Consider the following 12761-nt stretch of genomic DNA (forward strand, 5'->3'; position numbering starts at 1 on the left):
AGTTGTGTACATAGGTCTGCATTACAGGCCAGACATCATCATATCAGCTATTTAGGGAATGTATAGTTATTTTTTGCTTTTTTGCTTTTTTGCTTTTGCATTTTTAGTAATTTTCTTCTTAAAAAATCTGGTGTTAAACGCATCTAGCGTAGTCAACGAAGAAAAGGTATGTTAATTTTAATTCACGTTTAAAATTAACATAAAAATAAAAGGCTCATATATGACCTTAAAAATTTCATCTTCATTTCTTAGCCTGGTCGTCGTATCGGTCATGGCACAAGCTCAGGCCGAACAGGATCCATACCTTTGGTTAGAAGAGGTTCATGGCGAGCGCGCTATGGCGTGGGTTGAACAACAAAATAAGCATGCCAAGCAACAACTGGCAGAATCTGAACTGTATCAAAAGCTATTTGATCAAACCCTTGAGGTCCTAGATTCAGATGATCGTATCGATTTTCCCAGCCGTCAAGGCAATTACCTTTATAACTTTTGGCGTGATGCCAACCACCAGCGAGGCTTGTATCGTCGTACCACGGTAGAAAGTTATGCCAGTGGTGAGCCTGAGTGGCAAGTTGTTTTAGATATCGATGCGTTGGCGGCAGCTGAAGATGAAAACTGGGTTTACAAAGGCATGTCATGCCTTTACCCCGAGTATCAACGCTGCTTGGTCAACTTATCCCGTGGTGGTGCCGACGCTACTGTGGTACGTGAGTTTGATAAAAACAGCATGAGTTTTGTTAAGGGTGGCTTTAGCCTGCCTGAGGCAAAGAGCCGGGTTGGTTGGATTGACCAGGATAGCCTGTATGTCGCAACTGATTTTGGTGAGGGAAGCCTCACTACCTCTGGTTATCCCAGAGAAGTCAGGGTGTGGCAGCGTGGAGCGGCATTATCAGAAGCACCAGCGCTTTTTAGCGGGAATGTAGACTCTGTTGCAGCTGGTGCCTACCGAATTTTTACTCAGGCAGCCAACTATGATGTGGTGTATGAATCCCCAAACTTTTATAGCAATAAGATGTGGCTGCGTCATGATGATAAGCTACTGGCTATACCCAAGCCAGATAGCGCTACACTTCGTACCATCTTTAATGATCAACTGATTCTGATGCTGCGGGAGGATTGGCCAGAACATGGTTTTGCGCAGGGTTCTTTGATCGCAATGCCGATTTCATCTGTGAAACAAGGCAAGGCAGAGCCGACTTTAGTGATGGCACCCACCGAGACCATGAGCATTCAAGGTGTCACCCGAACGAAAGATCATTTGATGATTTCGGTATTGCAAGATGTGAACAGCAAAGTGTTCCGCTTGCAAAATACCGACAAAGGTTGGCAGGCTGAGGATTTACAACTGGCAGAGAATGCCAGCATTTCTGTTTTTAATACGGACGAAACTGACAATGTCTTTCATTACATCGTGAATGGATTTTTAACACCAACTACTTTGATGCAAGGCGATACAGTCACGCGGGAAACTCATCAGTTACGGCAGGCACCCAGTTGGTTCGATGAAGCTCGCTTTGATGTTCGGCAGTATAAAGCCACCTCAGCAGATGGCACTGAGGTCCCATATTTTGTGGTGAAAGCCAAAGACATTGAGCTCAATGGCAAGAACCCAACCTTGTTGTATGGCTATGGAGGCTTCGAAGTGTCGATGCGACCTTCTTATTCAGCCGTCATGGGGCGTAACTGGCTGGAGCAAGGTGGCGTATACGTGCTTGGCAATATCCGTGGCGGTGGCGAGTATGGCCCGGCCTGGCACCAGGCGGCATTGCAAAAAAACCGTATGCGGGCTTTTGAAGACTTTTTTGCCATTGCCGAGGATTTGATCGAGCGAAAGATTACTTCTCCCCGTCATTTGGGCATTAAAGGTGGCTCTAATGGAGGCTTATTAACCGGCGCGGCTATGGTACTTCGACCAGAACTATTTAATGCAGTGATCAGCCAGGTCCCTTTGCTGGATATGAAGCGTTATCACAAGCTGTTAGCTGGCGCGTCCTGGATGGCTGAATATGGCAACCCGGACGATGCTGAGATGTGGGAGGTGATTAAAACCTATTCTCCGTACCATAACCTGCATCAAAAGCGCACTTATCCTCGCGCGTTTTTCTATACGTCAACCCGTGATGATCGTGTGCATCCGGCGCATGCGCGGAAAATGGTTGCTCGTATGCTTGAGCAGGAGCACCCAGTGGTGTATTTCGAGAACATTGAAGGTGGCCATGCCGGTGCTAGTGATAACCGACAGACTGCCCGGATGTCCGCTTTGGAGTATAGCTACTTGTGGCAGCAGCTTAGGTAGTAGAAAACTATTTTGATGTAAAAGGCCCGGCTCACTGAGCCGGGCTTTTTTATAGGTACGTATACAAATTAAGCTTGCAGTGCGACGGTTGGATCAACAAAGTCAAATTTCAGTGCTTCAGCAACAAACTCGTTAGTCACCAGACCACGGTAGACGTTCAAACCGTTGCGCAGGTGCACATCGTCCAGCAAGGCCTGCTTGTAGCCTTTGTTCGCCAGGCGGATGATGTAGGGCAGCGTCACGTTGTTCAGCGCGAAAGTCGAGGTACGTGGCACGGCACCTGGCATATTGGCAACACAGTAATGCACCACATCATCCACAATGTAAGTAGGCTCAGCATGAGTGGTTGGCTTGGACGTTTCAACACAGCCGCCCTGATCGATGGCCACATCGACAATGGCCGCACCAGGCTTCATCCGTTTGATGTGATCTGCGGTAACCAACTTAGGTGCTGCCGCGCCAGGAACCAGTACACCACCAATCACCAGATCGGCAGCCAATACTTCTTTTTCCAGTGCATCAGCGGTGGAGTACACGGCTTTCACTGCACCATTGAACTGGGCATTGATCCGACGCAGGACATCAACGCTGCGATCCAGCACGGTCACATCAGCACCCAGGCCAACGGCCATCTGCGCTGCATTGGTGCCCACCATACCGCCACCAATGACAACGACCTTGGCAGGAGCAACACCTGGCACACCGCCAAGCAGCATACCTAAGCCGCCGCAGGACTTTTCCAGTGCACGGGCTCCGGCTTGAATCGACATCCGGCCAGCCACTTCCGACATGGGCGCCAGCAGGGGCAAACCACCTTTGTTATCGGTAACGGTTTCATAGGCAATGCAGACCGCTTTGCTTTTGATCAGATCTTCAGTTTGTGGCAAATCAGGTGCCAGGTGCAGGTAAGTAAAGAGGATCTGGCCTTCGCGCAGCATGGCTCGTTCAACAGCCTGAGGCTCTTTTACTTTCACAATCATCTCAGCCTTGGCAAACACTTCTGCAGCAGTGCTCAGAACTTCGGCACCGGCTTGCTGGTAATCGTCGTCGGTAAAACCAATACCGATACCTGCGTTGTGCTCGACGCAAACCTGATGGCCGTGCTGAATGACTTCACGCACGCTTGCCGGGGTCATTCCAACGCGGTACTCGTGGTTTTTAATTTCTTTTGGGATACCAATTAACATAACTGAATCGCCTTTTTGTAGGGTGATGAAATTTGGTGCTAGTATATAGCGAATTTTGCGGAATTAATGCCTGTTTTAAAGTTCTGGCTTGGTGCATAATTCTATTTTACTAGCTAAAAACAGAGTTTTTGACTGCATGTTTTCACAGAGTAAGAGCATTAAAAAGCTCGACAGAACCGATCGTAAGATTTTAGCTGAACTTCAGCGCGATGGCCGTGTTTCCAATGTTGAATTGGCCAGGCGAGTCGGCCTAAGCCCAACGCCTTGTCTGGAACGGGTGCGTAAACTGGAAGCTGAACAGTACATTCTTGGTTATACCGCCCTGGTCGATCCGGTCAAGGTGGGAGCTGCGCTCTTGGTGTTTGTCGAAATCACCTTAAGCAAAACCTCGCCGGAAGATTTTGATGAATTCAGTAAAGCGGTGCAAAAGTTGGATGAAATTCAGGAGTGTCATCTGGTGTCGGGCAGTTTTGATTTTTTATTAAAAACCCGGGTGACTAATATGGCTGCTTATCGTGAGCTGTTAGGGGAAACCTTGCTGCGTTTGCCCAGTGTGCGCGAAAGCCGTACCTATGTGGTGATGGAAGAAGTGAAGCAAAGCAGTTTTGTGAGGCCATAAAACAGGCACTTTTGATGCTTGATCCAGCTTGGATTCAGCAAGGAGCCACTAAACTTGCTGTCAGGTGAATAAAACTGGTCGGAATGCCGGATTTTTCTGCGGCTAACCTGCCAAACAGATGCACGAAAGGTTGCAGTCTGGTATCTTTCACAGAAGGTTATTATGCAGCAAAGTCAAGCGATGGCAGATAACAACATAATACAGATAAGTGAGGCGCACTTTTGCCACGGATATCCTTTTTTAATTTAAACGGCATCCAGCGATTGCTGGAGGTTGGCCTGATTTTATGTTGTGGCCTGGCGTTGTTTTTATTGCTGGCGCTGATTTCGTTTAATCCGGCAGATCCCAGCTGGTCACAAACCGGTTATCAGCAGGGTGTATCGAACTATGCCGGACCTGTCGGTGCCTGGCTGGCCGATTTACTGTTGTTCAGTTTTGGCTGGATTGCCTATCTGATCCCAGTGTTGGTCGCCGGGCTGGGTTATTTGCTGTTCAAACGCTTCCACCATGTGTTGCAACTGGACTATCTGATTCTTGGGCTGCGGCTGATTGGCCTGGTACTGACCATGATCAGTGCCACCGCAATCAGTAGCATGAACTTTAACGACATCTATTACTTCTCCTCCGGTGGCGTGGTGGGGGATATTTTCAGTGGGCTGTTATTGCCTTATCTGAACTTTGTTGGCACCACCTTGTTGCTGTTGTGCTTTTTTGCTACAGGTCTGACATTGATGACCGGTATCTCCTGGTTTACGGTGATGGATGCACTGGGCGCCTGGGTTTGGCAGGCCGGGTGCTGGCTGCTGCAATTGCCATCCTGGTTGCAAGATAAGTGGCAGCAAAATCAGCAGGAAGTGGATGATAGCCGGGATCATAAGCAAGATGCGATCGACGATAATTGGGCAACCGAACCTAAAGTAAGTAGCCAACCGGCCAGCAAGGCATTGGCCAACAAAGCAGAGCGCAGTGAATTTACGTTGCCGGTACAGCCGCTGGAAGAGCGGGATGCACGTGCGTTTTACAGTGTGGATGACCTCGCCGATGAGTCGCTTTCATTCAGTGCGGTGGATGAACCCGAACTGCCAGAACAAATTGAAAAAACGCTGCGTCATACCGAGTTAAAGCAAAAAGCGGTACGACTACCAGAGCCCGAGCTGGATGATGATGACTCACCGGAATCGGAGCCCCATGCCATCACTGAACTGCCCGGGCTGGAATTGCTGGATCGGCCGGATAAAGCGCAAAACCCGATTGACCCGGCTGATTTGGAGCGGGTGTCGCGATTGGTTGAAGCCAAGCTGTTGGACTTTAATGTGGAAGCCAAGGTGGTGGGGGTGCATCCTGGCCCTGTGGTTACTCGTTTCGAGCTCGACTTAGCACCAGGCGTGAAGGTCAGCAAAATTACTGGTTTAGCCAAAGATTTGGCGCGTTCGTTGTCGGCCATCAGTGTGCGGGTGGTGGAAGTGATACCCGGCAAGTCGTTTATTGGTTTGGAGCTGCCCAACAAGCACCGTGAAATCGTGCGTTTGTCGGAAGTGATTGGCGACAGCACCTTTGAGCAGTCGCGCTCGCCATTAACCATGGTGCTGGGCAAAGACATCGCGGGTAAAGCCATGGTTGCCGACTTGGCCAAGATGCCACATTTGCTGGTGGCAGGTACCACCGGCTCGGGTAAGTCGGTCGGTGTCAATGTGATGATCTGTAGTATTTTGTACAAATCGACGCCGGATGAAGTGCGCTTTTTGATGATTGACCCGAAAATGCTGGAGTTGTCGATCTACGAGGGCATTCCGCATCTGTTGACTGAAGTGGTCACTGATATGAAAGATGCGGCCAATGGTCTGCGCTGGTGCGTTGGCGAGATGGAGCGTCGTTACAAACTGATGTCTGCGCTGGGTGTACGTAACCTGAAAGGCTACAACGCCAAAGTCAAAGAAGCCATTGCTGCCGGTCAGCCCTTGATTGACCCGCTTTGGAAGCCTTCCGATGATATGCGCGATGAAGCACCGAGGCTGGAGAAGTTACCCGCCATCGTGGTGGTGATTGATGAATTTGCCGACATGATGATGATTGTGGGTAAAAAAGTGGAAGAGCTGATTGCCCGTATTGCGCAAAAAGCCAGGGCGGCAGGTATTCACTTGATTTTGGCGACTCAGCGGCCTTCTGTGGATGTGATCACCGGCTTGATTAAAGCCAATATTCCAACCCGTATTGCCTTTCAGGTCAGCTCGAAAATCGATTCACGGACTATTTTGGACCAGCAAGGTGCCGAGAGCCTGTTGGGGCAGGGCGATATGCTTTATTTACCCCCCGGCTCTGGCGTGCCGAACCGGGTGCATGGTGCCTTTGTGGATGATCATGAAGTGCATGCTGTGGTTGCCGACTGGAAACGCCGTGGCCAGCCGAAATACATTGCTGAAATCTTAAGCGGTGAAACCACCGAAGAGAACTTATTGCCTGGCGAGACGCTCGAAGGGGATGAAGGCGAAGCGGATCCGCTGTATGACCAGGCCGTGGCCTTTGTTACCGAAAGCCGCCGTGCTTCGGTCTCCGGCGTGCAGCGTCGTTTTCGCATTGGATACAACCGGGCTGCTCGTTTGGTTGAGCAAATGGAACACAGTGGTGTGGTCAGCGGTCCGGGCCACAATGGCAATCGTGAAGTACTGGCGCCTCCGCCACCCAAGGGGAATTGATGAAATCATTGTTTTTAGCCGCCAGTTTGCTGCTGAGTCCGGCGTGTCTGGTCAGTGCTCCGGCAACGGCTGATGTTGCTTCCGAGCACGTCAGTTCTAAACAGGCAACCCAAACTTTGCAGCAACAACTGGCTGCGATGCCGCGTTTTTATGCCCGCTTTGAGCAGCAGGTGTTTGATATGCAGCAGCAGTTAGTGCAACAAGGCGAAGGCGAGCTTTGGTTGCAACAGCCGGGTAAATTCCGCTATCAGATGGAACTGCCTGAGCCTATTTTGTTCGTCGGTGATGGCGAAACGCTGTGGTACTACCATGAGTTGTTGGAGCAGGTCACCATCTATGATGCCAAAGCTGAGCTGGAACGCACGCCCTTTACCTTGTTGATGTCGAACGATGCCAGTTTGTGGCAACAATACCAGATTAGCCAGCTGGAGGATGGCTATCGCATCCAGGCTGATGATCCGGCTAGTCCGGTGCAGTACTTGCAATTGCACTTTAGCGGTGATGCCCTTAGCCGGATGCAGGTGCTGGATTTAAACGGCCAGCGCAGTATCTTTTATTTTCAGCCAATGCCTGATTCCGACTCGGACTTCGCAGCCGACTTGTTTCAGTTTCAACCGCCGGCTGATGTTGATATCGACGATCAAAGGTAAAGCCGGGTGTCGACGCTGAACTTCGATTTTAGCGATGATATCAGGCCGTTGGCGGCAAGGCTTCGGCCGCAAACGCTGGCCGATTATGTCGGTCAGCAGCACCTGTTGGCACCGGGCTTACCGCTGCGTCAGGCCATTGAGCAAGGCAAGGTATTTTCCCTGATCCTCTGGGGCCCACCTGGTACCGGTAAAACCACGCTGGCGGAAATCATTGCCCGTCATGCCGATGCCGAGTTGTGCAAGTTATCGGCGGTCACCGCTGGCATCAAAGAAATTCGTGATGCTATCCAACAAGCCAAAGAGCGCCAGCTGCAATGGCAAAAGCGCACCTTGCTGTTTGTTGACGAGGTGCATCGCTTTAATAAAAGCCAGCAGGATGCGTTTTTACCGCACATCGAAGATGGCACCATTGTCTTTATCGGTGCTACCACCGAGAACCCATCGTTTGCCCTGAACAATGCTATTTTATCCAGGGCCCGGGTCTGCGTGCTAAACAAGCTGACCGACGAGGAATTAAAACCACTGATCGAGCGCGCTTTAACCGATAACGAGCTGGGTTTGGGCCGATTGCAACTAACGCTAAGTGACGAGGCGCAAGCGTTGTTGCTGCTGCTGGCAGGTGGCGATGCCCGCCAATTGCTGAACTTGCTGGAGCTGATAGCCGAGTACAGTGCCGCATCCGGTGTACAGCAGCCGGTCAGCGCAGAACTGGTGCGACAGCTGGTACCCCGCAAGCTGCCAGGTTTTGATAACCAGGGCGATCAGTTCTACGATTTGATTTCTGCCTTTCATAAATCGGTACGGGGTTCTGCGCCGGATGCCGCTTTGTACTGGTATTGCCGTATTCTGGAAGGCGGTGGCGATCCGCTCTATGTTGCCCGGCGCTTGCTGGCGATAGCCAGTGAGGACATTGGCAATGCCGATCCCAGAGCTTTAACTCTGGCATTGAATGCCTGGGATACCTTTCAGCGGGTAGGCCCGGCTGAAGGAGAACGTGCCATTGCCCAGGCTGCGGTCTATTTAGCACTGGCACCCAAAAGCAATGCCTTGTATTCGGCCTTTAAGCAAATGCGTCAGCTGGTTCGCGAGCAGCCGGATCATGCGGTGCCTCCTCATCTGCGCAATGCGCCCACCAAGCTGATGAAAGAGCTGGGTTTTGGCGCTGAATACCGCTATGCGCACCATGAAGAGGGGGCTTATGCCGCTGGCGAGAACTACTTGCCAGAGGCGCTCTGTGAGCTGCAACTTTATCAGCCAACTGAACGCGGTCTGGAAAAGCAACTTGCTGAAAAAATGCGCTATTTGCAGCAATTGGACGCACAAAGTCCGAACAAACGCTATCGGCAATGATACACTATTGCCAGTTATTATCTGATTGGCCTCAATGGCCCTTTACCGGGAAGTTTGAACCCTTATGTTGGATGCAAAGTTTTTACGTGCCGAATTACCTCAAACTGCAGAGCGCCTTGCCAGCCGTGGTTTTACACTGGATGTGGCGAGCTTAAGCCAACTTGAAGAGCGTCGGCGCGATCTGCAGGTACGAACCCAGGAATTACAAAATCAGCGCAATAGCCGTTCGAAAGAAATTGGCCAGGCCAAAGCGCGGGGTGAAGATATTGCACCTTTGCTGCAGGAAGTCTCGGGTCTTGGTGAGCAGCTGGATGCGGCCAAAACCGAGCTGGACCAATTGCTGGCCGAGCTGGAGCAAATCAGCCTGAGCATCCCCAACCTGCCGGATGCTTCAGTGCCAGTGGGGGCTGACGAAGCGGCCAATGTCGAGGTACGTCGTCACCTGGAGCCTAGCCGCTTTGATTTTGAGCCAAAAGATCATGTTGATTTAGGCGAAGCGCTGGATAAAGGCCTGGATTTTGAAAGCGCAGTCAAAGTATCCGGCTCGCGTTTTGTGGTGATGCGTGGCCAACTGGCCCGGCTGCACCGGGCTTTGGCGCAATTTATGCTGGATTTGCATACCAATGAGCACGGTTACACCGAGATGTACGTGCCTTATCTGGTGAACCATGACAGCCTTTATGGTACTGGTCAGCTGCCAAAGTTTGGTGGTGACTTGTTTCATACCAAGCCTGCTACCGAAGAAGGTCAGGGCATGGCCTTGATCCCAACGGCGGAAGTGCCGCTGACGAATTTAGCGCGCGATACTATTTTTGATTTGGCTGAGCTGCCGGTCAAAATGACGGCTCATACCCCCTGTTTTCGCAGTGAAGCCGGCTCCTATGGTCGTGATACCCGAGGCCTTATTCGCCAGCATCAGTTCGATAAAGTCGAGCTGGTGCAGTTGGTGCATCCGGATCACTCGATGCAGGCACTGGAAGACTTAACTGGCCATGCCGAGCGGGTGTTGCAGTTGCTGGAGCTGCCTTACCGGGTGATGCTGCTTTGTACTGGCGATATGGGCTTTGGGGCCTGCAAAACGTACGATCTTGAAGTTTGGTTACCGGCGCAAAAAACCTACCGTGAGATATCATCCTGCAGCAATATGGGCGATTTTCAGGCCCGCCGCATGCAAGCCCGTTTCCGGCTGGCAGAAGGGAAAAAGCCGGAGCTGCTGCATACCTTAAATGGCTCAGGCCTGGCGGTAGGCCGGACCTTGGTGGCCATTTTGGAAAACTACCAGCAGGCCGATGGCTCCATTCGGGTACCGGCAGCGCTGCAGCCTTATATGCAAGGGCAGGCGGTACTGAAGGCTAAAGGTCAGTAGGACCACCGGTATGTCCCCAAAAAACGGCAAAGAGCGCGGCAAAGTGCCCGCGCAAGCAGCTGATAAGGCCAGCAGCGCAAAGCGACTGCGGCCGACAGCGCCGGATGTGCAAACGCCAGCCCGGATCCGGCGCTGGCTGTATCGCTTGTTGTTGCTTGGGGTGGTATTGATTGCAGTCCTGTTCTTTTTTGAGGCGGTGCTGGGCATAGTACGCGATAGCGTGTAACGCGACACGACACCTGCAAGCGAGCAAGATGCAGTCTGTTCACTGGATCCTTATAAACAGCGCGCTGGCTTAGGTAAGCCGGCAATGCGGGTGGCCTGCTTGGCAGGGCCATCCGGAAACAGTAGAAACAAGTACTTGCTGCTGCCTTTTTCCGGCCCATAGTGCTGCGCCATGGCTTTGACCAGCAACCGGATGGCAGGTGAGGTCTGATGTTCATGGTAAAAATCCCGCACAAAGTTCACTACTTCCCAATGCGCTTCGGTCAGTTCAATGCCTTCTTGCCGGGCAAAGTACTCAGCCAGCTCGGTGCTCCACAGCGATAAGTCCGCCAGATAGCCGTGTTTATCCAGCGGGATGCGCTGGTTATTGACTAGTACTTCGGCCATAGCACCACCTGCGAGGCCTGTGCCGCCAGCTCGACCCAGCTCGTATCATCAATGGCGAGCCAGGGTGTTTGCAGGCTCAGGCCGCGTGCGTTTAAATCCGTTGTCAGCACCAATAAACGACAGGCTAGTTCAGGCCAGGGCAGTATCAGGCTGTAGCAGCCATCCTGGCGCAACAGCAATACATCCTGCGGTTGCAACTGCGTTTGCAGATCCTGAGAAGGCAGTTCGGGGTAGATCCAGTGTACTAATTTCATTGGAGCAACCGTCCTTACAAAGTAGCCACATGCCGGAACCTGGCCAGCTGTTCAGTCAATTGCTGTTTTGAAAGCCGTGTGATCGCCTGATTGAGTTGGCCCGGCTCTGGCTGATATCGATTCAGACTTTCTTGACAGACCAGCGGCGCTGGCAAATCGTAAAGCTCGAATAACCCGAGCAATTTACTGCAGTCTTTTAATTGCAGGGCACTGCTAAAATCGGTATGAGGCTGCAGCAGGCAAACAGCCGGGCCACTTAACAGCAACTGCGCCGGGCAATCCACTGCAGCTAGTGCCAGGATATAATCCAGTGCTTCACGGGCAGCGCTGCTGTTGTAGGGGCTGCTCTGCAACCAGATTAAGGTGGCGTGGCTCATCAGAATTGCACCAGTTTATCGCACTTACTTAGTCGCATGGCATGCTCGGCCAGGCCAGCCAACTGATAGCCAGCGCCAAGCTGCTCCGCCTCCAGGTTCACACCACGTTTTTCTGCCGCTGTGCTGCAAAACAGCAAGGGGATTTGTTGTTGTTGGCAAAAGTCCGCCAGCAAAGCCGCTGCATTGGGTTCATCAGAGGGCAGATCGATGGCCGCACTGGCTGCCAGCACCGCATCCTGGTACAAAAAGATATGCTCTACCTGATGCTTTGCCTGCACGGCTGCTTTGGCAAAGCGCAGGCAGCTTTGAAAGGCCTGGCCGGCAAAAGGCGATTGGGTCAGCAACAGGGCAAAGATGGTCATCATGGCCTCAAAAAAAATGCCTCACACAAAGGAGGCATTTTACCGGAAAACAAGCCAGCGACAAAGTGTCTGTGCTGGCTGTGATTTAATCGTTGTTCAACACGCCCAGCAGGCTTAGCAGATGAACAAAAATATTAAAGATGTTCAGGTAGAGTGCTACCGTTGCACGGATGTAGTTGGTTTCACCGCCATGAATAATACGGCTGGTATCAAACAGAATCAGACCAGACATGATCAGGATCACGGCTGAGCTGATGGCCAGCGACATTGCCGGAATTTGCAGGAACAGATTCGCCAGAATCGCCAGCAGTACCACAATCAGGCCAACAAACAGGAAGCCGCCCATAAAGGAAAAGTCTTTACGGGTGGTCAAGGCGTAGGCCGACAGTGAGAAGAAGATCACAGCGGTGCCGGCTAACGCCTGCATAATCAGGCTTGGGCCGTTGGCCAGGCCAACGTAGTAATTCAACATGGGGCCTAAAGAGGCACCAAACAGGGCAGTAAAGGCAAATACCCAGAAAATACCACTGGCTTTATCGGCTTGCTTGTTCACCACAAACAACAACACAAAACCAGCAATCATGCAGACCAGAGACGCCATGGGCGAAATATTTAATGCCATGGCAAAAACGGCCGCAATGGCGCTGACAGCCAGTGTCATACCCAGCAGGAAATAGGTATTACGGAGTACTTTATTAATTTCTACACCACGGCTCACCGAGCTGATGGTTTGGGTTTCTCTGTACGACATACAGGTCTCCTTGTACATTGGTTTCGTAATCTACAGAACCAGAGCTTAGTTAATGCTTTGATAACTATCATACCTGCTAAGTTCCCTGAGCTCTAGTGATTCCGTAGCAAAACTGAGGTAGAAAAACCAAATTGATGAAAAATTGGCTGGCTGAACCGAAGAATGATAAAAAGGACTTTTCTTTCAGCAGCAAACTGATTAGTATACGCCTCGCTGGAGGGATGGCAGAGCGGTTGAATGCACC

Annotated in this window: 13 protein-coding genes; 7 read left to right on the top strand and 6 right to left on the bottom strand. The window is 51.4% G+C overall.

Features of this window, described 5'->3' with window-relative positions:
- The first annotated feature begins 220 nt into the window (after window positions 1–220).
- Window positions 221–2296: a prolyl oligopeptidase family serine peptidase gene (locus tag JJU14_RS15010; RefSeq protein ID WP_228614532.1), complete on the top strand. Its 2076-nt coding sequence runs from the start codon at window positions 221–223 to the stop codon at window positions 2294–2296.
- 68 nt (window positions 2297–2364) lie between these two features.
- Here the strand turns inward: JJU14_RS15010 and ald are convergent, their stop codons facing one another.
- Entirely contained in the window at window positions 2365–3483 is a 1119-nt protein-coding gene (ald, locus tag JJU14_RS15015) for an alanine dehydrogenase (protein WP_228614533.1), read from the bottom strand.
- Between the two features lie 136 nt (window positions 3484–3619).
- On the opposite strand from ald, the gene lrp reads away from it, so the two are divergent.
- The 6 genes from lrp (at window position 3620) to JJU14_RS15045 (ending at window position 10387) form a co-directional block, all read left to right on the top strand.
- Complete coding sequence (gene lrp / locus JJU14_RS15020) at window positions 3620–4102, top strand: leucine-responsive transcriptional regulator Lrp (RefSeq protein WP_091340610.1); 483 nt, start codon at window positions 3620–3622, stop codon at window positions 4100–4102.
- A gap of 221 nt (window positions 4103–4323) precedes the next feature.
- Window positions 4324–6795: a DNA translocase FtsK 4TM domain-containing protein gene (locus JJU14_RS15025; protein WP_228614534.1), complete on the top strand. Its 2472-nt coding sequence runs from the start codon at window positions 4324–4326 to the stop codon at window positions 6793–6795.
- The gene (gene lolA, locus JJU14_RS15030) at window positions 6795–7445 is read left to right on the top strand and encodes an outer membrane lipoprotein chaperone LolA (RefSeq protein WP_228614535.1); all 651 of its coding nucleotides are present in this window, start codon (window positions 6795–6797) and stop codon (window positions 7443–7445) included. Before JJU14_RS15025 ends, lolA begins: the two co-directional genes overlap by 1 nt.
- Before the next feature lie 6 nt (window positions 7446–7451).
- Window positions 7452–8795, top strand: a complete 1344-nt coding sequence (locus tag JJU14_RS15035) for an AAA family ATPase (RefSeq protein ID WP_228614536.1) — start codon at window positions 7452–7454, stop codon at window positions 8793–8795.
- A gap of 64 nt (window positions 8796–8859) precedes the next feature.
- Window positions 8860–10161, top strand: a complete 1302-nt coding sequence (gene serS, locus JJU14_RS15040; protein ID WP_228614537.1) for a serine--tRNA ligase — start codon at window positions 8860–8862, stop codon at window positions 10159–10161.
- Window positions 10162–10171: 10 nt separating this feature from the next.
- On the top strand, window positions 10172–10387 hold the full coding sequence (locus tag JJU14_RS15045) for a hypothetical protein (protein WP_228614538.1): 216 nt from the start codon (window positions 10172–10174) through the stop codon (window positions 10385–10387).
- A 50-nt stretch (window positions 10388–10437) separates the two neighbouring features.
- Here JJU14_RS15045 and JJU14_RS15050 read toward each other — a convergent pair whose 3' ends face one another.
- The 5 genes from JJU14_RS15050 to JJU14_RS15070 form a co-directional block, all read right to left on the bottom strand.
- Window positions 10438–10773 (bottom strand): TusE/DsrC/DsvC family sulfur relay protein, encoded by a 336-nt coding sequence (locus JJU14_RS15050; RefSeq protein WP_228614539.1) that lies wholly within the window; start codon window positions 10771–10773, stop codon window positions 10438–10440.
- The gene (locus tag JJU14_RS15055; protein WP_228614540.1) at window positions 10758–11027 is read right to left on the bottom strand and encodes a DsrH/TusB family sulfur metabolism protein; all 270 of its coding nucleotides are present in this window, start codon (window positions 11025–11027) and stop codon (window positions 10758–10760) included. The genes JJU14_RS15050 and JJU14_RS15055 overlap by 16 nt, the downstream gene beginning before the upstream one ends.
- A 14-nt stretch (window positions 11028–11041) precedes the next feature.
- Entirely contained in the window at window positions 11042–11404 is a 363-nt protein-coding gene (locus tag JJU14_RS15060; RefSeq protein ID WP_228614541.1) for a DsrE family protein, read from the bottom strand.
- Window positions 11404–11766: a sulfurtransferase complex subunit TusD gene (gene tusD / locus JJU14_RS15065; RefSeq protein WP_366914911.1), complete on the bottom strand. Its 363-nt coding sequence runs from the start codon at window positions 11764–11766 to the stop codon at window positions 11404–11406. The genes JJU14_RS15060 and tusD overlap by 1 nt, the downstream gene beginning before the upstream one ends.
- 85 nt (window positions 11767–11851) lie before the next feature.
- A complete protein-coding gene (locus JJU14_RS15070) occupies window positions 11852–12517 on the bottom strand; it encodes a Bax inhibitor-1/YccA family protein (protein WP_091340565.1) in 666 nt (221 codons plus the stop codon).
- Window positions 12518–12761 lie beyond the last annotated feature (244 nt).

The organism is Alkalimonas sp., from assembly GCF_020831925.1.
GTDB lineage: Bacteria > Pseudomonadota > Gammaproteobacteria > Enterobacterales > Alteromonadaceae > Alkalimonas.